This is a genomic window from Pseudomonas taiwanensis DSM 21245, assembly GCF_000425785.1.
In the GTDB taxonomy this organism is placed as follows: domain Bacteria; phylum Pseudomonadota; class Gammaproteobacteria; order Pseudomonadales; family Pseudomonadaceae; genus Aquipseudomonas; species Aquipseudomonas taiwanensis.
In genome coordinates this window covers 113,087-138,746 of sequence record NZ_AUEC01000005.1, presented here as the reverse complement: position 1 = coordinate 138,746, position 25,660 = coordinate 113,087, and the positions used below count along the sequence as shown (strand labels likewise).

The window sequence follows — 25,660 nt, the reverse complement described above, 5'->3', positions numbered from 1 at the left end:
TTTGCACGGTCGTCTATCGTACTGTCGGTGCGGTTGGCGCACCACTTGTCTGTTACGCTTACCGATAATGTTGTGTTTTTTACTACATTATCCCTTGAAAACCGTATGTGAAAGCGGTATTCCTAGACCAACTTTAGGAAAGAACCAACATCATGGCTGCGATCAGTGTCGAACCTTGCACATTTGCCTTGTTTGGCGCCCTGGGCGACCTGGCATTGCGCAAGCTGTTTCCTGCGCTTTACCAACTAGACCGTGCCAACCTGCTGCACCCGGATACCCGCTTGCTGGCGCTGGCCCGTGAGCCTGGGAGTGCGCAGGAGCATCTGGGTACCATCGAAGCCCATCTGCGTCGGCACGTGACGGAGGCCGACATCGAGCCGGCCGCACTTGGGCGTTTCCTTGGGCGCCTGAGCTATCAGCACCTGGACTTCCTGCAGCCTGAGGGCTACCAGGCCCTGGCCGAGCAACTGCCGGACGAGCTGCCGTTGATCGCCTATTTCGCCACCGCGGCGGCGGTTTACGGGGCGATCTGCGAGAACCTCGACAAGGTTGGGCTCGCCGCACGTACCCGCGTGGTGCTGGAAAAGCCCATCGGCCATGACTTGGAGTCGTCGCGCCGGGTCAATGACGCCGTGGCCAGGTTCTTCCCCGAAAGCCGGGTCTACCGCATCGACCATTACCTGGGCAAAGAGACGGTGCAGAACCTGATTGCCCTGCGTTTTGCCAACAGCCTGTTCGAAACCCAGTGGAACCAGAATTCCATCTCCCACGTGGAAATCACCGTGGCCGAGAAGGTTGGCATCGAAGGCCGTTGGGGTTACTTCGACAAGGCCGGCCAGCTGCGTGACATGATCCAGAACCACCTGCTGCAGCTGCTGTGCCTGATCGCCATGGACCCGCCCAGCGACCTGTCTGCCGACAGCATCCGCGATGAGAAGGTCAAGGTGCTCAAGGCACTGGCACCGATCACCGGCGAGCGTCTGAGCACTGCCGTGGTGCGTGGCCAGTACATTGCCGGCTACAGCGACGGTAAACCGGTGCCAGGGTACCTTGAAGAGGATAACGCCAACGCCCAGAGCGATACCGAGACCTTCGTCGCTCTGCGTGCCGACATCCGCAACTGGCGCTGGTCGGGCGTGCCGTTCTACCTGCGTACCGGCAAGCGCATGCCGCAGAAGCTCTCGCAGATCGTCATCCACTTCAAGGAGACGCCGCATTACATCTTCGCTCCGGAACAGCGTTTGCAGATCGGTAACAAGCTGATCATTCGCCTGCAACCGGATGAAGGCATTTCCCTGCGGGTAATGACCAAGGAGCAGGGCCTGGACAAGGGCATGCAACTGCGCAGTGGCCCTCTGCAGCTGAATTTTTCCGACACCTGGCGCAGTACACGAATCCCGGATGCCTATGAGCGCTTGTTGCTCGAAGTGATGCGCGGCAACCAGAACCTGTTCGTGCGCAAGGACGAGATCGAGTACGCCTGGAAGTGGTGTGACCAGCTGATCGCAGGCTGGCGCAACGCCGGGGACGCGCCCAAACCATACGCGGCGGGGTCCTGGGGGCCGATGAGCTCGATTGCATTGATTACCCGCGATGGGAGGGCATGGTATGGCGATATCTGAACTGAATCTGCCGGCGGCGATCAAGGCCCATCAATTAGCCGACGGCAAGGCCCTGGCGACCACGCTGGCCGAGGATGTCGCCGACCGCTTGCGCGCTGCCATCGCCGCCAAGGGCCACGCCTGCGTGGTGCTGTCGGGGGGGCGCAGCCCGGTACCCTTCCTCGAGCAACTGGCGGTGCAATCGCTGGATTGGTCGAAGGTGACGGTGAGCCTGGCCGATGAGCGTTGGGTGCCGGTGGAACATGCCGACAGCAATGCGGGCCTGTTGGCCCGGCACCTGCTCAAGGGGCCTGCGGCCAAGGCGCGTTTTGTCGGCCTGTACCAGAGTGCGGTCAACCTCGAAGCTGCGTCCGAGCTGGCTGACCAGCTGATGGCCGAACTGCCACCCATCGACGTGCTGGTGCTGGGCATGGGCGATGATGGCCATACCGCTTCGCTGTTCCCAGGTAGCCCGTTGTTGCGCGAAGGCCTGAACCTTTCAAGCCCGCGCCGCATCCTGCCGATGCTGGCGCCGAGCGTGCCGCGCCAACGCCTGACCATGACCCGTTCACTGCTCGCCAGCGCCGCATTCATCGCGCTGTCCGTGCAAGGCGAGGGCAAACTCGCTACCCTGCGCGCCGCCCTGGCGGGCAACGACCTTTCCGAAATGCCGATTCGCGCTTTTCTTCACGACCCCCTGGACATCTACTGGTGCCCATGAGCCAAGGATCCACTGTCATGACCACCCTCGAACGCCCACAGCCCAAGCTCTCGATGGCCGAGAAAGCTGCACGGATCGATGCCATCTGCAAAGCGGCGCGCATCCTGCCGGTGATCACCATCGCCCGTGAGGAAGACATCCTGCCTCTGGCCGACGCTCTGGCCGTTGGCGGCATCCGTACCCTGGAAGTGACCCTGCGCTCGCAGCACGGTCTTAAGGCCATCCAAGTGCTGCGTGAGCAGCGCCCGGAGTTGTGCGTCGGCGCCGGTACCGTGCTCGATCGCAGCATGTTCGCTGCCGTCGAAGCTGCAGGTGCGCAGTTCGTCGTTACCCCTGGCATCACCCAGGACATTCTCGAAGCGGGCGTGGACAGTGAGATCCCGCTGCTGCCAGGTATCAGCACACCGTCTGAAATCATGATGGGCTATGCCCTGGGTTACCGCCGCTTCAAGCTGTTCCCGGCGGAAATCAGCGGTGGCGTGGCGGCAATCAAGGCCTTTGCTGGCCCGTTCGGCGATATTCGTTTCTGCCCGACTGGCGGCGTGAACCCGGCCAACGTGCGTAACTACATGGCCCTGCCCAACGTGATGTGCGTGGGCGGTACGTGGATGCTCGACAGCAGCTGGATCAAGAATGGCGACTGGGCGCGGATCGAGGCATGCAGTGCCGAGGCGATTGCGCTGTTGGATGCCAACTGAATTTGTTGTGTGCTTTACGGCTTATGGGGCGCTTGGTCGGCGCCCCTTTTTTTTGCCTGGCGTGGGTTGGGTGGCGCCTGTGAGATCCAGCGCCGCCCGCGCGGCACATCGCGAGCGCCTTTCACAGGCGTTACTGGCCCGAGACAAACGTAGGAGCGAGCGCAGCTCGCGATGCGCCGCGCGGGCGGCGCTCGATTGCATCGACGCTAAAAATGCTGTGGCGAACGCAAAAAAAACCCGCATCCAATGATGCGGGCTTTCTTGTCCATCAGGGTAAGGCTCAGGCGGCCTTGGCTTCCTGCTGGCTCAGCGAGCGGTTCAGCGCGCTGAACAGGGCCTTGAAGCTGGCGGTGGTGATGTTCTCATCGATACCCACGCCGTGCACCGGACGGCCACCGGCCACGCGCAGCTCGATGTAGGCCGCCGCCTTGGCGTTGGTGCCCGCGCCGATGGCGTGCTCGTTGTAGTCCATGATTTCCACTGCAACCGGCAGGCCGGCTACCAGGGCTTCCAGGGCGCCATTGCCCTTGCCGCGCCAGTGCAGGGTGGTCTCGCCTTCACCGGCGACTTCCACTTCCACGGCGCTGTGGCCGTTCTCTTCCTGCAGACGATGGCTGACCAGCGCATAAGGGCTGTTGGCCTGGAGGTATTCCTTGTGCAGCAGGATGTAGATCTGCTGGGCGGTCATCTCCAGGCCCAGACGGTCGGTTTCTCCTTGAACCACCTGGCTGAATTCGATCTGCATGCGGCGTGGCAGGCTGATGCCGTATTCCTGCTCGAGCAGGTAGGTGATGCCACCTTTGCCCGACTGGCTGTTGACGCGGATCACCGCCTCGTAGCTGCGGCCGATGTCGGCCGGGTCGATCGGCAGGTACGGCACTTCCCACAGCTCGCCTTCCTTCTGCTTGGCGAAGCCCTTACGGATGGCGTCCTGGTGCGAGCCGGAGAATGCGGTGTGGACCAGGTCGCCAACGTACGGGTGGCGTGGGTGTACCGGCAGCTGGTTGCACTCTTCGACCACCTTGCGCACGCCGTCGATGTCGGAGAAGTCCAGCCCTGGGTCGATGCCCTGGGTGTAGAGGTTCAACGCCAGGGTCACCAAGTCGACGTTGCCGGTACGCTCGCCGTTGCCGAACAGGCAGCCTTCGGCGCGGTCGGCACCGGCCATCAGGCCCAGCTCGGTGGCGGCGATGCCGGTGCCGCGGTCGTTATGGCAGTGCAAGCTGATGATCACGCTGTCACGGCGGTTGATGTTGCGGCAGAACCACTCGATCTGGTCGGCGTAGATGTTCGGCGTGGCAACTTCCACGGTGGCCGGCAGGTTGAGGATGATCTTGTGCTCAGGGGTCGGGTTCCACACGTCGATGACTGCGTCGCAGACTTCCTTGGCGAACTCCAGCTCGGTCGCGCTGAACGTTTCAGGCGAGTATTGGAAGGTCCACTGGGTTTCCGGCTGCTGGGCGGCATATTTGACGAACAGCTTGGCTGCGTTCACCGCGATGTCCTTCACGCCTTGCTTGTCCTGGTTGAAGACAATGCGGCGGAACGACGGGCTGGTGGCGTTGTACAGGTGGACGATGGCCTTTTTCGCGCCGCGCAGCGACTCGAAGGTGCGGGCGATCAGGTCTTCGCGGGCCTGGGTCAACACCTGGATGGTGGTGTCGTCGGGAATGTGGCCTTCTTCGATCAGCATGCGCACGAAGTCGAAATCGGTTTGCGAAGCGGACGGGAACGATGCCTCGATTTCTTTCACGCCAACCTGCACCAGGGTCTTCCAGAAGCGCAGTTTCTTCTCCGAGTCCATCGGCTCGATCAGCGACTGGTTGCCATCACGCAGGTCGGAGCTGCACCAGATCGGCGCCTGGGTGATGGTTTTCGACGGCCAGGTACGGTCGGGCAGGTCGATAGTCGGGAAGGCGCGGTATTTCTTCGAAGGGTCTTTGAGCATGGTCATGGAAGCAATCCTTTTGTGTGCGGCCGAGATCGGGCCTGCCGAGCGATAACGAGATGAAGAGGCGAGGCGACGCGATTCAACCTGGTAGTCGGGCGCTGACCAGGCAGAGGCTGCGATGTTGTCGGAGCAGAATGAGGGTGCTGAAGGTTTTCATGCCTTCAACCCTAACCAGTGGGGTGGGGGATGGCAAGTGTTCAGAAAAAATTGAGAGGAATGCTTAAAAAAAGCGCAGTGACGAGATTTTATCGCTGATATTTGTCTGTGTATTTGGATTTCTTGCGCGGTATTTTTCAATGGCGCAACAAGGTGGAGAGGGGTTCAATTAGGCGGCCCCGTTCGCGGGTAAACCCGCTCCTACAGGTGTGATACCCCCGTGGGAGCGGGTTTACCCGCGAAAAAAGCGCCGTCGATATCAGGGCTGGAACGCACCGATGAAAATCGCCGGATCCACCCGGGCATCGTTCAGGCTGACATTCCAGTGCATATGTGGCCCGGTAGCCCGCCCGGTCGAACCCACTCGCCCGATCACATCACCTCTGCGCAGCGTCTGGCCTGGTTGTACGTCGATCTTCGACAGGTGGCAGAACATGCTAATGAAGCCTTGGCCGTGGTCGACGAAAACGGTGCGGCCGTTGAAGAAGTAGTCGCCCACCAGAATCACCTTGCCGTTGGCGGGCGTCTTGATCGGCGTGCCGGCAGGTACCGCGAAGTCCAGGCCTGCGTGCGGGTTGCGTTCTTCGCCATTGAAGAAACGACGCACGCCGAACTTGCTCGACAGCGGGCCGTTGACCGGCTTGTCGAGGATCAGGTTGCTCGGCAGGGCCGGGCTGAAGCTGCGGTAGGCGTTGATCTGTTCGGCCAGTTCGCGGTCGATGCGTTTCAGGTCGGCGGGGTTGGGGTTGACCTGGCGCTTGTTCTTCAGGGTGATGTGCTGCTCGGGGTACTTCTTGCTGCCGACGGTGAAGCGCAGGTTGCGACCGCCCTGGTTGAGGACGGCGGTGCCCGGCTTCTGGGTCAGCGGAATGCCGACGATGGCCAGCCAGTTGTCCTGTTCCTTGACCACCAGCACCGGTTTGCCATCGAAACGTGCGCTGGGTGCGGTTGCCGAGGGGCCCAGGTCGATGACTGCGACGCCACCGGGCACCGGCTTGTTCAAGGTGCGGGTGATGTAGCTGGCCTGGGCGCCGCCGGCAAGCAGCAGCAGGGAAAGGGCGAGCAGGGGCGCGATCAGGCGAGGCATGAGTCAGTCCAGTAGGGGGAGGGTGACCGGGGTCAGGTGGTTGTCTTCGACCCGCACCTGCAGTTCGCCCTCGTTGAGGCGGGCGGTCAGGCGCTGGCCGTTGTGGGTCTGATCGGCACTGCGGATGGCCTTGCCGCGTTCGTCGAGCAGGATGCTGTAACCGCGGGCCAGGGTCGCCAGTGGGCTGACCACCTGCAACGTCTGCAGTTGCGCCTGGAAGCGCTGACGGCGGTCCTTGAGCACTTCGCGCATGGCCCTTGGCAGGCGCTCGGCGAGGCTGTCCAGGCGCTGGCCCAGCAGTTTCAGGGCGCGGCCCGGATGCTGCGCGGCCAGGCGGGTGTCCAGGCGTGCCAGGCGTTCGCGGCGCTGGTTCAGGTCTAGCATGAACGCTCGGCGCAGGCGCATGTCCAGGTCGTCCAGGCGCTGGGCTTGCTGGCGCAGGCGTTCGCCAGGGTGGCGCAGGCGACGGGTCAGGGACTCCAGGCGCAGACGGTCATGGGTCAGGCGGTTTTGCATGCGCAGCAGCAAGCGCCGCTGCAAACCGTCCAGGCGCTGTTGCAGGCCACTGTTGTCCGGGGCCAGCAGTTCAGCGGCCGCCGAAGGTGTCGGAGCCCGCACGTCGGCGACGAAATCACTGATCGATACATCGGTTTCATGGCCTACCGCACTGACGATTGGCGTGGCACAGGCGGCCACCGCGCGGGCCACGGCTTCTTCGTTGAAGCACCAGAGGTCCTCCAGCGAGCCGCCGCCACGGGCCAGGATCAATGCATCGAAGCCACGGCTATCGGCCAGTCGCAGGGCCCGGACGATCTGGCCGATGGCTTCACGTCCTTGCACCGCAGTGGGGATCAGGTTCAGCTCGACCTGTGGTGCGCGGCGGCGGAACACACTGATGATGTCGCGGATCACCGCGCCGGTGGGCGAGGTGATGATGCCGATGCGTTGCGGATGGGCCGGCAGCGGCTTCTTGCGTTCGGCGCTGAACAGGCCTTCGGCGCCGAGCTTTTCCTTCAAGGCCTCGAATGCCAGGCGCAAGGCGCCGTCGCCAGCGGGCTCGACGGTGTCGAGAATCAGCTGATAGTCGCCACGCCCTTCGAACAGCGAGACCTTGCCGCGTACGCGTACCGCCAGGCCATCGCGCAGGGCCTGGCGCACGCGCGCGGCATTCTGCCGGAACAGCGCGCAGCGCACCTGCGCCCCGCTGTCCTTGAGGGTGAAGTACATGTGGCCGGAGGCCGGGCGGGCGAGGTTGGAAATTTCGCCTTCCACCCAGACACTGCGGAATACATCTTCCAGCAGCACCCGGGCGCGGCCGTTGAGCTGGCTGACGGTGAGGACCTCGCGGTCCAGGCCGAGTCGTTCGAAGGGGTCTTTGATCATGGTGGGCATGATAAGGGGGAGGGTGGGGGGCGCCAAGTGCATGGCGGGAGAATTATGATGCTGTCGCGATCGAGCGCCGCCTACGCTTGTTTTTCCTGCGAGATACCGGGCGGTCGTGCGCGCCTTCGACAGGTATTATTGGCCCGAAACAACGGTAGGAGCGAGCCTTGCTCGCGATGCGCCGCGCGGGCGGCGCTCGATTACCCACGCGCTATAACCCTAAAGGCATGCCCCTGTCCGCCTCGGCGCAATCCGGTGACGGACACACCAAGGACTCCACAGGAATCAAGCAAGATGCTGACCCAGCTGTCACTTAGCCCTCTCGACTGGCTACCCATTCTCCTCGCCATTGGCGTTGCCTACATCGTCTTCGGTATCGCTGGCTTCGGCACGGCATTGGTGGCCGGCCCGGTGCTGATCCACTTCATGCCGCTGTCCCGCATCATCCCGCTGTTGGTGTTGCTCGACTTCGTCGCCGCATTCGGCAACCTGCTGCCGTCACGCCGTGATGTGGTGCGCGGTGAGCTGCTGCGCCTGCTGCCATGCATGGCGGTGGGCTGCACGTTGGGCGTGGTGTTCCTGCTGGGGCTCAAGTCCGACCTGCTGCTGTTACTGATGGGGCTGTTCGTCACCGCCTACGCGATCTATGGCCTGGCTGTGAAGGTGCGACCGGCCAGGCTGGCCGGCTGGTGGGCGGTGCCGATGGGAACGGTCGGCGGCCTGTTCGGGGCGTTGTTCGGCAGTGGTGGTTTCCTGTATGCCATTTACCTGAGCGCACGGCTGGACGCGAAAGAGCAGGTCAGGGCAACCCAGAGCGCGCTGATCAGTTGCAGCACGGTGGTGCGCTTGTCGCTGTTCCTGATCGCCGGTGTCTATGCCGATGCGAGCCTGCTACTGCTGGCAGTCTCCCTGCTGCCGGTGATGTTCATAGGCCTGTGGTCCGGGCGCCGGCTGACCACGAAGCTGTCCCGCGAAGCCTTCGTGCGCCTGGTCACCTGGCTGGTCCTGGCCAGCGGCCTGGCCCTGATCGGTCGCTACCTGAGTGCGTGAGCGTTAGAATTGCCTCATTACCGCAGTCCGTAGGCTCGCTTGCTTGATGAACACCCAAAGCATCATCGTTCCGAAACTTTCCACCGTGCCCGTGCACGAAGCCCGTGCCAGGGCCATCCTGCGCTGGCTGGTGCGCGAGAAGATCGTCGAGGAGCACCTGACCACCTGTGGTCGAACCGGGAACCGCATGGGCCATGCCCTGTCCGAAGGCGCGCGCAAGGTCGCGCTGCATCCCGAGAAACTGCCTTTCGGCGAGCAGGTCAACGGGCTGGAAGTGGTGCTCAAGCGCTGCATCTATACCCCGACCGAAGGTTTTCTCGAAGAGGCCGGCTGTCCGGAGTGCCGCCGCGAAGTGGGCGAGCCGCTGTTCGAAAGCCTGGAGGAGTGGATGCCCGGCGTCAGCGATAACTTCACCTGCCCGCTGTGTGGTTTCGAAGATGACATCAATGGCTTTCTCTTCCTCCAGCCATGTGCCTTTTCCAACCTGGGATTCATCTTCAACAACTGGGGCGAGGCCGGATTCACCCAAGCCTTCCTTGACAGCTTCGCCGACTGGCTCGACCAGCCGGTGGCGGTGGTACAGGTAAAAGTGCCACGCGCCTGACCGAAGGCCCCTTTTTTGCATTGAGCGGCGCGCCGTGGATGAGTATAATGGCGCGCTTCCATTTTTCCCGCCCGGGAGCTCCCGCGATGCTGCGTATCAGCCAAGAAGCCCTGACCTTCGACGATATCCTCCTTGTACCTGGTTATTCCGAGGTACTGCCCAATGAAGTCAGTCTCAAGACCCGTTTGACCCGTGGCATCGAGCTGAACATTCCGCTGGTTTCCGCTGCCATGGATACCGTGACCGAAGCGCGCTTGGCCATCGCCATGGCCCAGGAAGGCGGCATCGGCATCATCCACAAGAACATGACCATCGAACAGCAGGCCGGCGAAGTCCGCAAGGTCAAGAAGTTCGAGGCTGGCGTGGTCAAGGACCCGATCACCATCGACGCCGACGCCACCGTGCGCGACCTGTTCGACCTGACCCGCCTGAACAACATCTCCGGCGTTCCGGTGCTGGCGAACGGTGACCTGGTCGGTATCGTGACCTCCCGTGACGTGCGCTTCGAAAGCCGTCTGGACGCCAAGGTCCGCGACGTGATGACGCCAAAAGAGCGTCTGGTCACCGTTCGCGAAGGCGCCGACAAGAACGAAGTCCGCGAGTTGCTGCACAAGCACCGTCTGGAAAAAGTCCTGATCGTCGACGACAAGTTCAACCTCAAGGGCATGATGACCGTCAAGGACATCGAAAAGGCCAAGGCCTACCCGCTGGCCAGCAAGGACGACCAGGGTCGTCTGCGCGTTGGCGCCGCCGTCGGTACCGGCAAGGACACCGGCGAGCGCGTTGCCGCCCTGGTTGCCGCTGGCGTTGACGTCGTCGTCGTCGACACTGCCCACGGTCACTCCAAGGGTGTCATCGACCGCGTTCGCTGGGTCAAGGAAAACTACCCGCACGTGCAGGTGATCGGCGGAAACATCGCCACCGGCGCTGCTGCCAAGGCCCTGGCTGAAGCCGGCGCCGACGCGGTCAAGGTCGGTATCGGCCCAGGTTCCATCTGCACCACCCGTATCGTCGCCGGTGTCGGCGTGCCGCAGATCAGCGCCATCGCCAACGTTGCCGCTGCACTGGAAGGCACGGGTGTCCCGCTGATCGCCGACGGTGGCATTCGCTTCTCCGGTGACCTGTCCAAGGCCATCGTTGCTGGCGCCTCGTGCGTGATGATGGGTTCGATGTTCGCCGGTACCGAAGAAGCACCGGGTGAAGTCGAGCTGTTCCAGGGCCGTTCCTACAAGGCTTACCGCGGCATGGGCTCGCTGGGCGCGATGGCACAGGCGCAAGGCTCCTCGGACCGTTACTTCCAGGACTCTTCGGCCGGTGCCGAGAAGCTGGTTCCGGAAGGCATCGAAGGCCGCGTCCCTTACAAAGGCGCCCTGGCTGCGATCATCCACCAGCTGATGGGCGGCCTGCGTTCGTCCATGGGCTACACCGGCAGCGCGACCATCGAAGAGATGCGTACCAAGCCGGAGTTCGTGCGCATCACCGGTGCCGGCATGGCCGAGTCCCACGTGCATGACGTGCAGATCACCAAAGAAGCCCCTAACTACCGCGTAGGTTGAGGCTTCCAGCTACAACAGAAAGCGGGGCTGTCATGACAGCCCCGCGTCGTTTCCGATTTCCACTGACGAGATTGAGTCATGGCCCTCGACATTCACGCTCACCGCATCCTGATCCTCGATTTCGGTTCCCAGTACACCCAGCTGATCGCCCGCCGCGTGCGCGAAATCGGCGTGTACTGCGAGCTGCATCCGTTCGACATGGCCGATGAAGCGATCCGCGAATTCAACCCGCGCGGCATCATCCTCGCCGGCGGCCCCGAGTCGGTCCACGAAGCCAACAGCCCCCGCGCTCCACAAGCGGTATTCGACCTGAAGGTCCCGGTGCTGGGTATCTGCTATGGCATGCAAACCATGGCCGAGCAGATGGGCGGCAAGGTCGAAGGTTCCGACCTGCGTGAGTTCGGCTATGCCCGCGTTGATGTAGTAGGCAAGAGCCGCCTGCTCGATGGCATCGAAGACCACGTCGATGACGACGGTGTACTGGGCCTGGACGTGTGGATGAGCCACGGCGACAAGGTTACCCAGATGCCGGGCAACTTCCACGTGCTGGCCAGCACCCCGAGCTGCCCGATCGCCGGCATGTACGACGATGCCCTGGGCTACTACGGCGTGCAGTTCCACCCGGAAGTGACCCACACCAAGCAAGGCGGTCGCATCCTGTCCCGTTTCGTTCAGGACATCTGCGGCTGTGAAGCCCTGTGGACCCCGTCCAACATCGTCGAAGACGCCATTGCCCAGGTTCGCGAGCAAGTCGGTTCGGCCAACGTCCTGCTGGGTCTGTCCGGCGGCGTCGATTCCTCCGTGGTCGCCGCGCTGCTGCACCGCGCCATCGGCGACCAGCTGACCTGCGTGTTCGTCGACAACGGTCTGTTGCGCTTGCACGAAGGCGACCAGGTCATGGCCATGTTCAAGGAAAACATGGGCGTCAAGGTCATCCGCGCCGACGCTGAAAAACAGTTCCTCGACAATCTGGCCGGCGAAGCCGACCCAGAGAAGAAGCGCAAGATCATCGGCCGCACCTTCATCGACGTGTTCGATGCCGAAGCCAGCAAGCTGGAGAACATTCAGTTCCTCGCCCAAGGCACCATCTACCCGGACGTGATCGAGTCGGCTGGCGCCAAGAGCGGCAAGGCTCACGTGATCAAGTCGCACCACAACGTCGGTGGCCTGCCGGAGGAAATGAACCTCAAGCTGGTCGAGCCACTGCGTGAACTGTTCAAGGACGAAGTGCGCAAGATCGGCCTGGAGCTGGGCCTGCCGTACGACATGGTCTACCGCCACCCGTTCCCGGGCCCAGGCCTGGGCGTGCGTATCCTGGGTGAAGTGAAGAAGGAATACGCCGACCTGCTGCGTCGCGCCGACCACATCTTCATCGAAGAACTGCGCAAGGCAGACTGGTACCACAAGACCAGCCAGGCGTTCGTGGTGTTCCAGCCGGTCAAGTCGGTGGGTGTCGTTGGCGACGGTCGTCGCTACGCCTGGGTCGTGGCCCTGCGTGCCGTCGAGACCGTGGACTTCATGACCGCTCGATGGGCGCACCTGCCATACGAGCTGCTGGAGACCGTTAGCGGCCGTATCATCAACGAAATCGACGGTATCTCGCGCGTTACCTACGACGTGTCGAGCAAGCCGCCAGCCACCATCGAGTGGGAATGAGTTGAGCCACAGGGGCGCCGCAAGGCGCCCTTGTCGTTAATGCGCCAGGCTCGGCGCGTTGCGCATCAGTGCAACCCGCTTGGTAGTGGTGGCCAAGCGGGTGACTTGGAGGTGAAAGTCCTCTGCACACCCGGCGACGGCACGTGTTAGCCAGGGGCAAGGGTGTCGCGACTGCGGATCTGAAGGAAGCCCGAGGCAAGGTGCTGGCCTGGCGAACAGCAAGCCGATAGAGGCGGCACGGCGGGGTAAGGTTGCATTGACCACCAAAGCCCGATACTTGCACGCAATGCTATACGGTAGCGTGAGAGGACAGCGGGTGCAAACCCGCCTCCAACTCGATTCCACCGCCCGAAGAGGCTCGAAACCAGCGATACAATCCTTCACTTAATATTTCCCATTTGCAGGTGTATCGTATTTGCCCTTCATCGCCAGCGGCTGCTGGCAGACTGATTGCGCCGAACACGAGGTACCCGCACCGATGTCCTTCACCCGTCGACAAATGCTCAAAGGCCTGACAGGCCTGGTTGTGGTAGGCCTGGGCGCCGGAGGGGCGGCGCGGTACTGGCTGGGCAAGGTCGAAGACGAGAACGCCGGGCACGACTACGAGTTGATCGCCGCCCCCTTGGATGTGGAGCTGGTGCCTGGCTTCAAGACCGAGGCCTGGGCTTTCGGTCCGTCGGCCCCAGGCACCGAATTGCGGGTGCGACAGGGCACCTGGCTGCGGGTGCGCTTCATCAACCACTTGCCGGTGGAAACCACCATCCACTGGCATGGTATCCGTCTGCCGCTGGAAATGGACGGTGTGCCATACGTCTCACAGTTGCCGGTAAAACCAGGCGAGTATTTCGACTATAAATTCCGTGTGCCGGACGCCGGCAGCTACTGGTATCACCCTCATGTCAGCAGTTCCGAGGAGCTGGGGCGTGGCCTGGTCGGACCATTGATCGTCGAGGAGCGCGAGCCCACCGGATTCCGCCACGAGCGCACGCTGAGCCTGAAGAACTGGCACGTGGACGAGCAGGGCGCCTGGCTGCCCTTCAGCATTCCACGCGAGGCGGCGCGCAACGGCACGGCTGGGCGGCTGATCACCATCAATGGCCAGCCGGACTCGGTCACCGAACTGCCTGCCGGCCAAGTGGTGCGCGTGCGCCTGCTGAACCTGGACAACACCTGGACCTACCGGCTCAACCTCAAGGGCAACTGCGAGGCGAAGATCTATGCCTTGGACGGTAATCCCGTCACGCCGCGCCCGCTGGAAGACGAATACTGGCTTGGCCCTGGCATGCGTATTTGCCTGGCCATCCGCATTCCAGAGGTGGGAGAGGAGATTTCCCTGCGCGATGGCTTCGTGCGCCTGGGCACCCTGCGCTCCGTGGCCAGCACTGATGCGCCCAGCGATTGGCCGCCGGCTTTGCCGGCCAACCCGATCGCCGAACCGGACCTGGAGAATGCCCAGAAGCTGAACTTCAATTTCGAATGGGTTGGTAAAGTGTCGGTCAACACCGAGAACGGCAAGCCGCCTAGCCTGTGGCAGATCAACGGCCAGGCCTGGGACATTACCGACAAGACCTGCGCCGACCGCCCCATCGCTACGCTGCAGAAGGGCAAGAGCTACATCTTCGAGTTGAAGAACATGACCCAGTACCAGCACCCGATTCACCTGCACGGCATGAGTTTCAAGGTAATCGCTTCCAACCGCCGCGACATCGTCGAGCCTTGGTTCACCGACACCTACCTGCTGGGCAAGAACGAGCGGGCACAAGTCGCGCTGGTGGCCGATAACCCAGGCACATGGATGTTCCATTGCCATGTCATCGACCACATGGAAACCGGCCTGATGGCCGCGATTGCGGTGGTCTGATGCGTGCGCAGATCATCGATCGCAGCCGCGATCAGGAATTCATGCGCCTGGCACTGGCCCTGGCTGCCGAGGGCGCGTCGATGGGCGAGGTGCCGGTGGGCGCGGTGCTGGTGCAGCATGGGCAGGTGATCGGCCAGGGCTTCAACCGGCCGATCATCGACAGCGACCCCAGTGCCCACGCCGAAATGGTGGCTATTCGGGCGGCAGCCAAGTCAGCCTGCAATTATCGCCTGCCTGGCAGCACCCTGTACGTGACGCTCGAACCTTGCAGCATGTGCGCGGGGCTGATCGTGCATTCGCGGGTGGCGCGGGTGGTGTATGGCGCGCTGGAGCCCAAGGCGGGTATCGTGCAGAGCCAGGGACAGTTCTTCAGCCAGGGGTTTCTCAACCACCGGGTGATGTTCGAAGGCGGGGTGCTGGCCGAAGAGTGTGGGCAGCTCCTGAGTGAGTTTTTCAAGGCTCGCCGGGCCAATGCCTAGGCCCTGTACGAAAAGCCTTGATACGCGGTGATGCTGCGTTGAAAACAGCCTCGGTAGGCTCATTCACAACCCGTAAACGCCGCTTCCTCGGCTGTTTTCGCCTTGCCTGAGCTTCATCCCCAGACTTTTCACTCTGCCTAGCGCTGCCCAGGGGCTGTGCACAGCCTGTAGGAGCCGGTTTGCCGGCGGTCAGGCCGTGAAGGTTCACATCGGCGGCGATTGATCCGCTGGTTTGTCCTTGTTGACCCCGGGCACATGCAGGCTGCCCTCGGCCACCTGGCCCTCGAGCTGCGGCTGGGTCACCCAGGTGAGGATGTCGTAGTAACGACGAATGTTGGCCACGAAATGCACCGGTTCGCCACCGCGGGCATAGCCGTACTTGGTCTGCCGGTACCACTGCTTCTGCGACAGGCGCGGCAGCATTTTCTTCACGTCCAACCACTTGTTCGGGTTCAGCTTCTCGCGCTTGGCCAGGGTGCGGGCATCTTCCAGATGGCCAGTGCCGACGTTGTATGCGGCCAGGGCGAACCAAGTGCGGTCCGGCTCCTGAATACTGTCATCGAGCTCTGCCTTGATTTTCATGAAGTACTTGGCACCGCCCTGGATGCTTTGCTTCGGATCCAGCCGGTTGGATACGCCCATGGCCTGGGCGGTGCGCTGGGTCAGCATCATCAGGCCGCGTACGCCGGTCTTGGAGGTGACTTCCGGCTGCCACATCGATTCCTGGTAGCCAATGGCGGCCAGGAGGCGCCAATCGACCTTCTCGACCTTGGCGTAGCTTTTGAAATGTTTCTCGTACTTGGGCAGGCGTTGTTGCAGATGCTGGGCGAAGGTGTATGCACCGACATAGCCCAGTACGTCGACATGGCCGTAGTAGCGATCTTTCAGGCGCTGCAAGGTGCCATTCTTCTGCGCCTTGTCGAGGAACTCGTTGACCTCGTTGAGCAGGCTGTTGTCGTCACCCGGAGCCACCGCCCAGCGCTGGTCGCGGGTATCGCCCAGGTCGAAGGCCACCCGCACGTTGGGGAAATAGACCTGGTTCATGGCCAGCTCATTGGAATCGACCAGGGTCAGGTCGATCTGGCCTTCATCCACCATGCGCAGCAGGTCGACCACCTCGACGGCGTCCGACTCTTCATATTGCAGGGACGGGTACTGTTTTTTTAGCGCGGCCAGCTGGTCGGCGTGGCTGCTGCCCTTGAGCACCATGATTTTCTTGCCGACCAGCCCCTTGGGGTCGGTGGGGCGTGGGCGGCCGTTGCGGTAGATGACCTGTGGGGTCACTTCCAGATAGGGGTGGGAGAACCGGGCCTGGGTCTGGCGCCGTTCACTGCTGACAAGGCCCGCCGCTGCGAGCACCGGACCGGAGGGTTTGTTCAATTGGTCGAACAGTTCGTCGAGGTTGTCGGCGGTCTCGATCTCCAGCTTCACGCCGAGATCATCGGCGAAATGCTTGACCAGCTCGTATTCGAAGCCGGTTTCGCCGTTACGATCCTGGAAGTAGGTGGCCGGGCTGTTGCGGGTAATCACGCGCAGCACACCATCCTCCTTCACGCGCTCCAGGGTGCTGGGTTTTTCAACACAGGCACCGAGCATCAGAAAGAGTCCGGTTGCGATGAGCCATCTGGCGCAGCGCTGGCGCAAAGCAGTGTGGGCGAACATAGGTTGCAGTATACGCAAAGGACCGGCCCCGCCATATCTCGACAACGGTTAGCTTGTCTGGTAGCGGGTTATGTGCTGCGCCTGTGCCTAAGGTGGCCGGCTTTAGGGGGAGTGGGGATGGGAGATCGAGCGCCGCCTGCACGGAGCATCGCGAGCAAGGCTCGCTCCTACAGTTATGCCTGTGGGATTCGCGCGCGTTCGTCACTGGCATTACTGGCTCGAAACAAGCGTAGGAGCGAGCCTTGCTCGCGATGCTCCGTGCAGGCGGCGTTCGATCCCCCAGGCCCTGCGCCTCTCAATCCAATCACCCTAAATTTCTGACCCGAAAGTCCGGTTCCACCGCCCGGCAGCCGTGGCGTAGAGCGGGTGCCGAAAGTTATCGAATTAGGCTAGAATGCACGGCCTCTAAGCACACCCCTTCCTGAGGCTGTCCCGACGATGTTGATCCTGCGCGGCGCTCCTGCCCTTTCTGCCTTTCGCCACGGTAAATTACTCGAGCAACTGAGCCAGAAAGTCCCCGCTGTTACTGGTTTGTATGCCGAATTCGCCCATTTCGCCGACGTCGACGGCGAGCTGACCGCCGACCAGCAGCAGGTGCTGGGCCGTCTGCTCAAGTACGGCCCGAGCGTCCCGGTACAGGAGCCAAGCGGCCGCCTGTTCCTGGTCGTCCCGCGTCTGGGCACCATTTCGCCCTGGGCCAGCAAGGCCAGTGACATCGCCCATAACTGCGGCCTGCAGTCGATCCAGCGCCTGGAGCGTGGCATCGCCTACTACGTCGCGGGCAACCTGAGCGACGCCGACGCCGAAGTCATCGCCGCCGAGCTGCACGACCGCATGACCCAGCGCGTCCTGGGTCAGCTGGAGCAGGCAGCCGACCTGTTCAGTCACGCCCAGCCCAAGCCAATGACCTCGGTCGACATCCTGGCTGGCGGCCGCGCAGCCCTGGCCCAGGCCAACGTCGACCTGGGCCTGGCCCTGGCCGAAGACGAAATCGACTACTTGGTCAACGCCTTCCAGGGCCTCAAGCGCAACCCGAACGACATCGAACTGATGATGTTCGCCCAGGCCAACTCCGAGCACTGTCGCCACAAGATCTTCAACGCCAGTTGGGACATCGACGGCCAGGCTCAGGAAAAGAGCCTGTTCGGCATGATCAAGAACACCTACCAGATGCACAGCGAAGGCGTGCTGTCCGCGTACAAGGACAACGCCTCGGTAATCGTCGGTAACGTCGCCGGTCGCTTCTTCCCGAACCCTGAGACCCGCCAGTACGGTGCGGTACAGGAGCCGGTGCACATCCTGATGAAGGTCGAGACCCACAACCACCCGACCGCCATCGCCCCGTTCTCCGGCGCCTCCACCGGCTCCGGTGGCGAAATCCGCGACGAAGGTGCTACCGGTCGCGGCGCCAAACCCAAGGCTGGCCTGACCGGCTTCACCGTTTCCAACCTGCGCATCCCGGGCTTCGAACAGCCATGGGAAAAGCCATACGGCAAGCCAGGCCGCATCGTCGACGCCCTCGACATCATGGTCGAAGGCCCGCTGGGCGGCGCTGCGTTCAACAACGAATTCGGTCGCCCGGCCCTGACTGGCTATTTCCGTACCTTCGAGCAGGCCATCAACACCCCGCGTGGTGAAGAAGTCCGCGGCTACCACAAGCCGATCATGCTCGCAGGCGGCATGGGCAACATCCGTGAAGACCACGTGCAGAAGGGCGAGATCACCGTCGGTGCCAAGCTGATCGTGCTCGGTGGCCCGGCCATGCTGATCGGCCTGGGCGGCGGCGCCGCCTCGTCGGTCGCTACCGGTGCCAGCTCCGCCGACCTGGACTTCGCCTCGGTACAGCGCGAAAACCCGGAAATGGAGCGCCGTTGCCAGGAGGTCATCGACCGCTGCTGGCAGCTGGGCGACAAGAACCCCATCGCCTTCATCCACGACGTGGGTGCAGGTGGTATCTCCAACGCCTTCCCCGAACTGGTCAACGACGGTGGCCGCGGTGGTCGCTTCGAGCTGCGCAACGTGCCCAACGACGAGCCGGGCATGGCCCCGCACGAAATCTGGAGCAACGAGTCGCAGGAACGCTACGTGCTGGCTGTCAGCGCCGAAGACTTCGAGCGCTTCCAAGCCATCTGCGAACGCGAGCGCTGCCCGTTCGCGGTAGTGGGTGAAGCCACCGAAGAGCAGCACCTGACCGTCACCGACAGCCATTTCGGCAACACGCCGGTGGACATGCCGCTGGACGTGCTGCTGGGCAAGCCGCCGCGCATGCACCGTTCGGTCACCCGCGAAGCCGAGCTGGGCGATGATTTCGACCCGAGCGAGCTGGACCTGGACCAGGCCGTCGAACGTGTCCTGCATCACCCGGCGGTTGCCAGCAAGAGCTTCCTGATCACCATTGGCGACCGCACCATCACCGGCCTGGTGGCACGCGACCAGATGGTCGGCCCGTGGCAGGTGCCAGTGGCCGACTGCGCCGTCACCGCCACCAGCTTCGATGTCTACACCGGTGAGGCCATGGCCATGGGCGAGCGTACCCCGCTGGCTCTGCTGGACGCCCCAGCCTCCGGCCGCATGGCGATCGGCGAGACCCTGACCAACCTGGCAGCGGCGCCAATCGCCAAGCTTTCCGACATCAAGCTGTCGGCCAACTGGATGTCCGCCGCCGGTCACCCGGGTGAAGACGCTCGCCTGTACGACACCGTCAAGGCTGTCGGCATGGAGCTCTGCCCGGAGCTGGGCCTGACCATTCCGGTCGGCAAGGACTCCATGTCGATGAAGACCAAGTGGAGCGATGACGGCGTCGAGAAGAGCGTCACCGCGCCGATGTCGCTGATCGTCAGCGGCTTCGCCCCGGTTACCGACGTGCGCAAGACCCTGACCCCGCAACTGCGCATGGACAAGGGCGAGACCGACCTGATCCTGGTCGACCTGGGCCGCGGCAAGAACCGCATGGGCGCCTCGATCCTGGCCCAGACCTACGGCCAGATCGGTGCCCAGGCACCGGACGTCGACGACGCCGAAGACCTCAAGGCCTTCTTCGCCGTGATCCAGGGCCTGAACGCCGATGGTCACCTGCTGGCTTACCACGACCGTTCCGACGGCGGCCTGCTGACCACCGTGCTGGAAATGGCCTTTGCCGGCCACTGCGGTCTCGACCTGCAGCTCGACACGCTGACCGACAACCGCAAGGACGTACCGGCCATCCTCTTCAACGAAGAGTTGGGCGCGGTGATCCAGGTTCGCCAGGATGCCACTCCGGACGTGCTGGCCCAATTCAGCGCCGCCGGCCTGGGCGAAGGCTGTGTGTCGGTGATCGGCAAGCCGGTCAACAACGGTGACGTCTCCATCAGCCTCAATGGCGAAGTGCTGTTCGACGACGAGCGCCGCATGCTGCAGCGCCAGTGGGCCGAGACCAGTTACCAGATCCAGCGCCTGCGCGACAACGCCGACGGTGCCGATCAGGAATTCGACCTGCTGCTCGAAGAAGACAACCCAGGCCTGTCGGCCAAGCTGGGCTATGACGTCAATGACGACATCGCCGCACCGTACATCAAGAAAGGCGTACGTCCACAAGTGGCGATCCTGCGTGAGCAGGGCGTCAACGGCCAGGTCGAGATGGCTGCCGCGTTCGATCGCGCAGGCTTTGCCGCCATCGACGTGCACATGAGCGACATCCTCGCCGGCCGTGTCGATTTCGCCGATTTCAAAGGCCTGGTGGCCTGTGGTGGCTTCTCCTACGGTGACGTGTTGGGTGCCGGTGAGGGCTGGGCCAAATCGGCGCTGTTCAACGCCCGTGCCCGCGACGCCTTCCAGGCCTTCTTCGAGCGTACCGACAGCTTCGCCCTGGGCGTGTGCAACGGTTGCCAGATGATGTCCAATCTGCACGAGCTGATTCCGGGCACCGAATACTGGCCGCACTTCGTGCGCAACCGCTCGGAGCAGTTCGAGGCGCGCGTGGCCATGGTCGAGGTGCAGAAGTCCAACTCGATCTTCCTGCAGGGCATGGCCGGTTCGCGCATGCCAATCGCCATCGCCCACGGTGAAGGCCATGCCGAGTTCGCCAGCGAAGAGGCACTGCTCGAAGCCGATGTGTCCGGTTGCGTGGCACTGCGCTACGTCGACAACCATGGCAAGGTCACCGAAGCCTATCCGGCCAACCCGAACGGCTCGCCGCGTGGTATCACCGGCCTCACCAGCCGCGATGGCCGTGTGACCATCATGATGCCGCACCCGGAGCGCGTGTTCCGTGCTGTGCAGAACTCCTGGCGCCCGGATGAGTGGCAGGAAGACGCACCCCTGATGCGCATGTTCCGCAATGCGCGCGTTTGGGTGAACTAAGGGTGTACAAGCTCGCCTTCTTCGTCCCCGCCAGCCACCTCGAAGTGGTCAAGGCCGCCGTGTTCGCCGAGGGTGGCGGACGCATTGGCGACTACGACCACTGCGCCTGGCAAACACTTGGCCAGGGCCAGTTCCGCCCATTGGACGGTAGCCAGCCGTTCCTGGGGCAAACCGGCCAGGTCGAAGTGGTGGAGGAGTGGAAGGTGGAGCTGGTCGTGGACGACGACCTGATCGCTCAGGTCGTCGCCGCGCTCAAGCAGAGTCACCCTTACGAGACGCCAGCCTACGAGGTCTGGCGGCTCGAACAGTTTTGAGCGCTTAACCGAACGGGAAAGCGCTGCTGATAATTTCCGAGACGGTGTTGGGTGCGTTGCGGTACTGCTCTCCCAGCACTCTCACCCTGTCCTTTTCCTCTCTCTCGAGTTGCGCCTGCAGTTGCACCAGGTCTTCCAGGCGGCTGCCCGCTTGAATCTTGTTCCGCGATCCATCCGGGTCTTTCGCCTCCCATGCCGCCACGATGTCCTCATGCCAATTGTCGGCATCAGGGTGCAGAATGAAATTCATGGCCACGCTAGCCGGGTCTCGCTCGGTGTTGCCCTGCCAGAATTCATACATCGAGCGGCCCACCTGCTCTACCGCGTAAGTGGCCAGATAGGCTGCCAGTTCATGAAACGGGTGGGTGTCGTGATCCTTGGCCAGTTGTGAATGTGTCGGGTGCAAGCCAGGCTTCTCATTGGGGTTATGCCCGGACAACGTCTGGTATTCGTCGACGCTGTCCGCAACCCAGTTCAGCATGCCCTGCATCGTGGAGTTGATTGCATTTTGCAGCAGCGTCAGCGGCAGTTGAGTGATCCACCGTCCGGCTTCGAATAAGCCGAACAAGGGCGCCGCCGCTGCCTTGTCGCGCAATTCCAGGTAGGTTTTCAGCCAGGAGAGCGGCACATCGGTAGGATGTTCGGCCAGCAGGATCAGCAGGGCCTGCTCTGCGTCACTGCGGTCCCCCGGTTTGGTGCGTTTGAAATCGAGCGCTTTCGTCTCGAAAAAGATCTGGCCCAGCGGCTCGGCGATGCTGGCGATCACGTCCAGACCACCAAACATGCCCGTGACGATCGGCAAGCCATGCTTGCAGTCTGTTTCCGTGGTCCAGGGCAGAACCTCATGGCCCTTTTTGCGCAGGCACAGTTCGACGAAGTTGGAGTGAGAGAAATAGTCTTCGAGCACATGCAGCGCTTCGCCGAAATAGCGTCGGCCCTCGATCGTGTTACCCGCGTTCATGGCGTCGATCAGCTTGTTGTACATGTAGCGGGCGGCATGGTCGACGTAGTTCGAAATGGAGCGCGCCGGATGGACCCGCAGCAGTGGGTCGTCAGCCTTTACCAACGGCTCGAAGTCCGGATCGATGGCCTGAGGGTCGATGCTGTCGCTGGCCGGGTTCAGCGGATTGTCGATATGCTCGGAAGGCCGGTATACCCCAAGCTTTTCCTCATCCACGGTGTAGGCGCGGCGGCCGGCTGGGGTGTCCTGCAGGTCGTGAAATTCCTTGAGTGCCAACAAGTCGACCAGCTTGGTCAGCGCGGCTCGCGACAATGTTGACGGAAAGTTCTTCGGTTCGTCCGGTTTACGCACGATTTTGGGGTCCAGCAACTGTGAGTGATCGCGCAACCAGTTGCCGAAGTAGATGCTCCGACGTTCTTCGTCAGTGAACCCCACGGATGCCAAGCCCCTTTCCAAGGCCTCGTGACCGAAAGAGCCAGCCTTGTCGTGGCCGTTACCTGCGACGAACGCTGCGGTTTGAGGGAGCGGCTCCTGGGTAGGCATCGTCAGGCGCAAGTCTTCACCCGCGTAGTTGGCGTACACGGTGTGGTCGGTTGCGCTGGCACCGTAGAAGAACATCATGGCGGCGTAATCGGTGCCGACGTCGTGCGCTGTCTCGGCCTGGGACTCAGGTGAGCGTTCCTGTGCACGTTCGTCGATGTCTCGGCGTATCACGCTGCGCAGGTATTCGCCGAACGCCCTGGTCATGGCGTTGAACAGATTGACACTCATGAAGGCTTCGTCGCGTGCCTGCGCGATCGCGGAAATCGCTACGACAATCGTACGGCTGGCGCCGTCATAGCGGGCAAGGGTGCTTTCCTGGGCATCGATCCGATAGCTCGGGTTGGCGATGTTGCCCTCATGCAAGGCTGCCCGCAGTTTCAAATAGGTAGCGACTGGCAGGTCGGTACCAAACACTGACATCAGCAGCGTGACGAAGAGCGCTTTGTCGGTGTGCCGGGCCAAGGCATCGAGTCGGCCCAGCTCATAGGTGCTTTCCAGGGTTGGGCTGTTGACGTTGGTTTCAATGGGCATGGGCGTCTTTCCGTACAGAATGGAACGCCCAGTCTGGTGGCCTGGATTACCCGGATGAACCGAGCAGCCTTACCTGAGGGAGAGGTTTTCCTCACCGGTCGCATCGGCCTGCATTCCAGGGGGCGGGTGCGCGCCGACCAGCGTGCTCGCCACCAGCCCCAGTTCGAACAGCACCCACATCGGTACCGCCAACATCGTCTGCGAAAACACGTCAGGCGGCGTCAGAATCATCCCCACCACAAAACAGCCGACGATCACGTAGGGTCGGCTGCGCCGTAACCTGGCCACATCGGCCAGCCCCGTCCAGATCACGATGAACGTCGCCACCGGAATCTCGAACGCCAAACCGAACGCCAGGAACAAGGCCATGATGAAGTCCAGGTACTGACTGATGTCGGTCATCATCGCCACGCCTTCAGGTGTCACGCTGGCAAAAAAGCCGAACATCATCGGAAACACCAAGAAGAACGCGAACGCCATGCCGGCATAGAACAGCACGATGCTCGACACCAGCAGCGGCAGGGCAATTCGCCGTTCGCGGCGGTACAGGCCAGGGGCCAAAAAGCCCCAGGCCTGGTGCAGCAGCAGCGGCATGGCGACGAACAGCGCGCACAGGGCCGTCAGCTTGAACGGCGTCAGGAACGGTGAGGTCACGCTGGTGGCGATCATGCTCGCGCCTTCGGGTAGAAAGCGCCGCAGCGGCTCGGAGATCAGCGTGTAGAGAGTTTGGGCGAAGGGAAACAGGCCGGCGAATACCACGGCGATCACCAGCAGGCAGCGCACCAGGCGCTTGCGCAGTTCGCGCAGATGTTCGGTCAGCGGCATCCCCGTTGCCGGGTCCATGGCAACGCTCATGAAGTATTCTCCTTCGGTAGGCTGGCGGTGTCTGCATCGTTGGCCGGCGCCGTGTTGAGGCTGATGCCTCGGCGTATATCCTGCTCAAGACGTTGCAACGGTGCGCTGTCCAGGTTCGGCAAGTCGATCTCGCGCTCCATCTGCGTGCGCAGTGCGTTCATGGCCCGGCGTGCCTGGCCGAGGCCACGCCCCAGGGTACGTGCCGCCACCGGCAAACGTTCCGGGCCCAGTACCAGCAAGGCGATGACACCTACCAGCAGCAGTTCGCTGAAACCAACCTCGAACATCAGGCCTGTCGATCCGACTGTGCTTGCTGAGTCGTCAGCGGCGCGGGCTGTGGCGGCTGCGGGTTGGCGTTGGCATCCCCATCGCCGCCCATGGATTTGCGAAAGCCCTGGATCGCCTCGCCGACGTCGCTGCCCAGGCCTTTGAGGCGTTTGGTGCCGAACAACAGAAACACGATCAGCAGAACGATGACCAGTTGCCAGATTCCAATGCCACCCATGTGCGACCACTCCTGTAAGGTCATGAAAAGGAAAGGTAATCCTGCCCGGTGCAGATGACATGAACATGACCGCCCCTTGATTGCCATCTGACTGCAACACCCTGGGTGTTGACTGGCGCTTTCAGTGACCAGCAAGGCGGTGAGGGATGGGTGGCAGGCGACAGCGGGGGGCAGCGCTGCTGATGGTGATGGTGGTGCTGGCGATGCTCGCTGCAGGCATGGCCTGGATGGTGGAGGATGGCCGACGCCAGGTCGACGAGGTTCGCCTGTTGCATCAGCGTGTGCAGGTGCGAGCCATGGAGCAGGCGGGGTTGGCCTATGCCGAACAGGCATTGCGCGACCCAGCCTGGCGTCAAAGCCCGCTGTTCTGGCAGGCATTGCGCGGACAACCACTGACGTATGATTTCGGCGCCGGCAAGGCGCAACTGCGCGTCAGCGACCAGCACACCTGTTTCAACGTCAACGCGCTGCTTGGGGCAGACGGCGAACGGGCCGAGCGCCAGTTGCGCTTCCTGCTGGGGGACGACATGGCGGCCGAACGCCTGGTCGATGCCTTGGCCGACTGGCTCGACAGCGACAGTGACGCCCGCCTGCAGGGCGCCGAGAGTGCCCAGTACCTGCGCCAGCAACCGCCACGCCTGGCAGCGAACCAACCCATGCTCGACACCAGCGAGTTGAACCTGTTGCTGGAGCCCGATGCTTCACGTCAGGGCCAATTGCCGATGCTCTGCGCCTTGCCACAGACCACGGGCTGGCGCCTCAACGCCAATGCCTTGGGGTTGGAGCATCTGCCGTTGCTCGATGCGCTGTACGAGGGACATTACCCGCGCTCGCTGCTAAGTCGCATCGTCAGTGGCCGACCAACGTCCGGCTATGCGGATGCCGCAGCGTTGCGCCAGGCGCTTGGCGCGGTGGATGACCAGACCTTCGAGACACTCAGTGAAGGCTTGCTGCTCAACAGCGGGCATTTCCTGTTGCAGTTGTCGTTCGAGGAGCAGGGGCGGGTGATGCGCAGCGAGTTTCAGCTGGAGGCGCTGGGAGTGGTGCAGTGGCATGCGCGGGTACCGGCGCAGCAGGTGCGAGTGCGGAGTCGCGCGCCGATGGCCTGGTGAGCCATGGGGCCGGCCTCAGTGCCGACCCCGCCGCCG

General features: G+C 62.8%; 20 protein-coding genes. 12 read left to right on the top strand and 8 right to left on the bottom strand.

Annotation, left to right across the window (positions count from 1 at the left end; all coding sequences use genetic code 11):
- The first annotated feature begins 152 nt into the window (after positions 1–152).
- The 3 genes from zwf to H620_RS0100620 are packed head-to-tail and all read left to right on the top strand — an operon-like array spanning position 153 to position 3,020.
- The gene (zwf, locus tag H620_RS0100630; protein WP_027906570.1) at positions 153–1,622 is read left to right on the top strand and encodes a glucose-6-phosphate dehydrogenase; all 1,470 of its coding nucleotides are present in this window, start codon (positions 153–155) and stop codon (positions 1,620–1,622) included.
- Positions 1,609–2,322: a 6-phosphogluconolactonase gene (gene pgl, locus H620_RS0100625; protein ID WP_027906569.1), complete on the top strand. Its 714-nt coding sequence runs from the start codon at positions 1,609–1,611 to the stop codon at positions 2,320–2,322. The genes zwf and pgl overlap by 14 nt, the downstream gene beginning before the upstream one ends.
- A 17-nt stretch (positions 2,323–2,339) precedes the next feature.
- Positions 2,340–3,020, top strand: a complete 681-nt coding sequence (locus tag H620_RS0100620) for a bifunctional 4-hydroxy-2-oxoglutarate aldolase/2-dehydro-3-deoxy-phosphogluconate aldolase (protein ID WP_027906568.1) — start codon at positions 2,340–2,342, stop codon at positions 3,018–3,020.
- 280 nt (positions 3,021–3,300) lie between these two features.
- Here H620_RS0100620 and leuA read toward each other — a convergent pair whose 3' ends face one another.
- The 3 genes from leuA to xseA form a co-directional block, all read right to left on the bottom strand.
- Positions 3,301–4,974, bottom strand: coding sequence for a 2-isopropylmalate synthase (leuA, locus tag H620_RS0100615; RefSeq protein ID WP_027906567.1), 1,674 nt, complete (start codon positions 4,972–4,974; stop codon positions 3,301–3,303).
- Between the two features lie 412 nt (positions 4,975–5,386).
- A complete protein-coding gene (locus tag H620_RS0100610; protein WP_027906566.1) occupies positions 5,387–6,214 on the bottom strand; it encodes a M23 family metallopeptidase in 828 nt (275 codons plus the stop codon).
- 3 nt (positions 6,215–6,217) lie between these two features.
- Positions 6,218–7,597: an exodeoxyribonuclease VII large subunit gene (gene xseA / locus H620_RS0100605; protein ID WP_023382082.1), complete on the bottom strand. Its 1,380-nt coding sequence runs from the start codon at positions 7,595–7,597 to the stop codon at positions 6,218–6,220.
- A gap of 294 nt (positions 7,598–7,891) precedes the next feature.
- Between xseA and H620_RS0100600 the strand changes: the two genes are divergently transcribed.
- The 6 genes from H620_RS0100600 to tadA all read left to right on the top strand — a co-directional run bounded on the left by H620_RS0100600 (position 7,892) and on the right by tadA (position 14,803).
- The gene (locus tag H620_RS0100600) at positions 7,892–8,647 is read left to right on the top strand and encodes a sulfite exporter TauE/SafE family protein (RefSeq protein ID WP_023382081.1); all 756 of its coding nucleotides are present in this window, start codon (positions 7,892–7,894) and stop codon (positions 8,645–8,647) included.
- Positions 8,648–8,693: 46 nt separating this feature from the next.
- The gene (locus tag H620_RS0100595) at positions 8,694–9,251 is read left to right on the top strand and encodes a hypothetical protein (protein WP_023382080.1); all 558 of its coding nucleotides are present in this window, start codon (positions 8,694–8,696) and stop codon (positions 9,249–9,251) included.
- Positions 9,252–9,337: 86 nt separating this feature from the next.
- Positions 9,338–10,807 carry an IMP dehydrogenase gene (guaB, locus tag H620_RS0100590; RefSeq protein ID WP_023382079.1) on the top strand — a complete coding sequence of 490 codons (1,470 nt, stop codon included), beginning with the start codon at positions 9,338–9,340 and terminating at the stop codon, positions 10,805–10,807.
- Between the two features lie 78 nt (positions 10,808–10,885).
- Positions 10,886–12,463, top strand: a complete 1,578-nt coding sequence (gene guaA / locus H620_RS0100585) for a glutamine-hydrolyzing GMP synthase (protein ID WP_023382078.1) — start codon at positions 10,886–10,888, stop codon at positions 12,461–12,463.
- Between the two features lie 478 nt (positions 12,464–12,941).
- Positions 12,942–14,324 carry a multicopper oxidase family protein gene (locus H620_RS0100580; protein ID WP_023382077.1) on the top strand — a complete coding sequence of 461 codons (1,383 nt, stop codon included), beginning with the start codon at positions 12,942–12,944 and terminating at the stop codon, positions 14,322–14,324.
- Positions 14,324–14,803, top strand: a complete 480-nt coding sequence (gene tadA, locus H620_RS0100575) for a tRNA adenosine(34) deaminase TadA (RefSeq protein WP_027906564.1) — start codon at positions 14,324–14,326, stop codon at positions 14,801–14,803. Before H620_RS0100580 ends, tadA begins: the two co-directional genes overlap by 1 nt.
- A 204-nt stretch (positions 14,804–15,007) precedes the next feature.
- On the opposite strand, the gene mltF is transcribed toward tadA, so the two are convergent.
- Positions 15,008–16,465 (bottom strand): membrane-bound lytic murein transglycosylase MltF, encoded by a 1,458-nt coding sequence (mltF, locus tag H620_RS0100570; RefSeq protein WP_023382075.1) that lies wholly within the window; start codon positions 16,463–16,465, stop codon positions 15,008–15,010.
- Positions 16,466–16,903: 438 nt separating this feature from the next.
- Here mltF and purL point away from each other — a divergent pair, with 438 nt between their 5' ends.
- Both purL and H620_RS0100560 read left to right on the top strand, forming a co-directional pair.
- On the top strand, positions 16,904–20,803 hold the full coding sequence (purL, locus tag H620_RS0100565) for a phosphoribosylformylglycinamidine synthase (protein WP_023382074.1): 3,900 nt from the start codon (positions 16,904–16,906) through the stop codon (positions 20,801–20,803).
- Between the two features lie 2 nt (positions 20,804–20,805).
- Positions 20,806–21,117 (top strand): YqfO family protein, encoded by a 312-nt coding sequence (locus tag H620_RS0100560; RefSeq protein WP_023382073.1) that lies wholly within the window; start codon positions 20,806–20,808, stop codon positions 21,115–21,117.
- Between the two features lie 4 nt (positions 21,118–21,121).
- Here the strand turns inward: H620_RS0100560 and H620_RS25460 are convergent, their stop codons facing one another.
- The 4 genes from H620_RS25460 to tatA form a co-directional block, all read right to left on the bottom strand.
- Positions 21,122–23,152: an HET-C-related protein gene (locus H620_RS25460; protein ID WP_023382072.1), complete on the bottom strand. Its 2,031-nt coding sequence runs from the start codon at positions 23,150–23,152 to the stop codon at positions 21,122–21,124.
- Between the two features lie 69 nt (positions 23,153–23,221).
- Entirely contained in the window at positions 23,222–24,007 is a 786-nt protein-coding gene (tatC, locus tag H620_RS25455) for a twin-arginine translocase subunit TatC (protein WP_023382071.1), read from the bottom strand.
- A complete protein-coding gene (gene tatB / locus H620_RS0100545; RefSeq protein WP_027906563.1) occupies positions 24,004–24,294 on the bottom strand; it encodes a Sec-independent protein translocase protein TatB in 291 nt (96 codons plus the stop codon). Before tatB ends, tatC begins: the two co-directional genes overlap by 4 nt.
- The gene (tatA, locus tag H620_RS0100540) at positions 24,294–24,512 is read right to left on the bottom strand and encodes a twin-arginine translocase TatA/TatE family subunit (protein WP_023382069.1); all 219 of its coding nucleotides are present in this window, start codon (positions 24,510–24,512) and stop codon (positions 24,294–24,296) included. Before tatA ends, tatB begins: the two co-directional genes overlap by 1 nt.
- A gap of 146 nt (positions 24,513–24,658) precedes the next feature.
- On the opposite strand from tatA, the gene gspK reads away from it, so the two are divergent.
- Positions 24,659–25,624: a type II secretion system minor pseudopilin GspK gene (gene gspK, locus H620_RS0100535; protein ID WP_023382068.1), complete on the top strand. Its 966-nt coding sequence runs from the start codon at positions 24,659–24,661 to the stop codon at positions 25,622–25,624.
- The last annotated feature ends 36 nt before the right edge of the window (positions 25,625–25,660 follow it).

Excerpts from the sequence above, each read along its gene's own strand:
- zwf (WP_027906570.1), top strand. The coding sequence starts at position 153 with ATGGCTGCGATCAGTGTCGAACCTTGCACATTTGCCTTGTTTGGCGCC.
- pgl (WP_027906569.1), top strand. The coding sequence starts at position 1,609 with ATGGCGATATCTGAACTGAATCTGCCGGCGGCGATCAAGGCCCATCAA.
- H620_RS0100620 (WP_027906568.1), top strand. The coding sequence starts at position 2,340 with ATGACCACCCTCGAACGCCCACAGCCCAAGCTCTCGATGGCCGAGAAA.
- leuA (WP_027906567.1), bottom strand. The coding sequence starts at position 4,974 with ATGACCATGCTCAAAGACCCTTCGAAGAAATACCGCGCCTTCCCGACT.
- H620_RS0100610 (WP_027906566.1), bottom strand. The coding sequence starts at position 6,214 with ATGCCTCGCCTGATCGCGCCCCTGCTCGCCCTTTCCCTGCTGCTGCTT.
- xseA (WP_023382082.1), bottom strand. The coding sequence starts at position 7,597 with ATGATCAAAGACCCCTTCGAACGACTCGGCCTGGACCGCGAGGTCCTC.
- H620_RS0100600 (WP_023382081.1), top strand. The coding sequence starts at position 7,892 with ATGCTGACCCAGCTGTCACTTAGCCCTCTCGACTGGCTACCCATTCTC.
- H620_RS0100595 (WP_023382080.1), top strand. The coding sequence starts at position 8,694 with ATGAACACCCAAAGCATCATCGTTCCGAAACTTTCCACCGTGCCCGTG.
- guaB (WP_023382079.1), top strand. The coding sequence starts at position 9,338 with ATGCTGCGTATCAGCCAAGAAGCCCTGACCTTCGACGATATCCTCCTT.
- guaA (WP_023382078.1), top strand. The coding sequence starts at position 10,886 with ATGGCCCTCGACATTCACGCTCACCGCATCCTGATCCTCGATTTCGGT.
- H620_RS0100580 (WP_023382077.1), top strand. The coding sequence starts at position 12,942 with ATGTCCTTCACCCGTCGACAAATGCTCAAAGGCCTGACAGGCCTGGTT.
- tadA (WP_027906564.1), top strand. The coding sequence starts at position 14,324 with ATGCGTGCGCAGATCATCGATCGCAGCCGCGATCAGGAATTCATGCGC.
- mltF (WP_023382075.1), bottom strand. The coding sequence starts at position 16,465 with ATGTTCGCCCACACTGCTTTGCGCCAGCGCTGCGCCAGATGGCTCATC.
- purL (WP_023382074.1), top strand. The coding sequence starts at position 16,904 with ATGTTGATCCTGCGCGGCGCTCCTGCCCTTTCTGCCTTTCGCCACGGT.
- H620_RS25460 (WP_023382072.1), bottom strand. The coding sequence starts at position 23,152 with ATGCCCATTGAAACCAACGTCAACAGCCCAACCCTGGAAAGCACCTAT.
- tatC (WP_023382071.1), bottom strand. The coding sequence starts at position 24,007 with ATGAGCGTTGCCATGGACCCGGCAACGGGGATGCCGCTGACCGAACAT.
- tatB (WP_027906563.1), bottom strand. The coding sequence starts at position 24,294 with ATGTTCGAGGTTGGTTTCAGCGAACTGCTGCTGGTAGGTGTCATCGCC.
- tatA (WP_023382069.1), bottom strand. The coding sequence starts at position 24,512 with ATGGGTGGCATTGGAATCTGGCAACTGGTCATCGTTCTGCTGATCGTG.
- gspK (WP_023382068.1), top strand. The coding sequence starts at position 24,659 with ATGGGTGGCAGGCGACAGCGGGGGGCAGCGCTGCTGATGGTGATGGTG.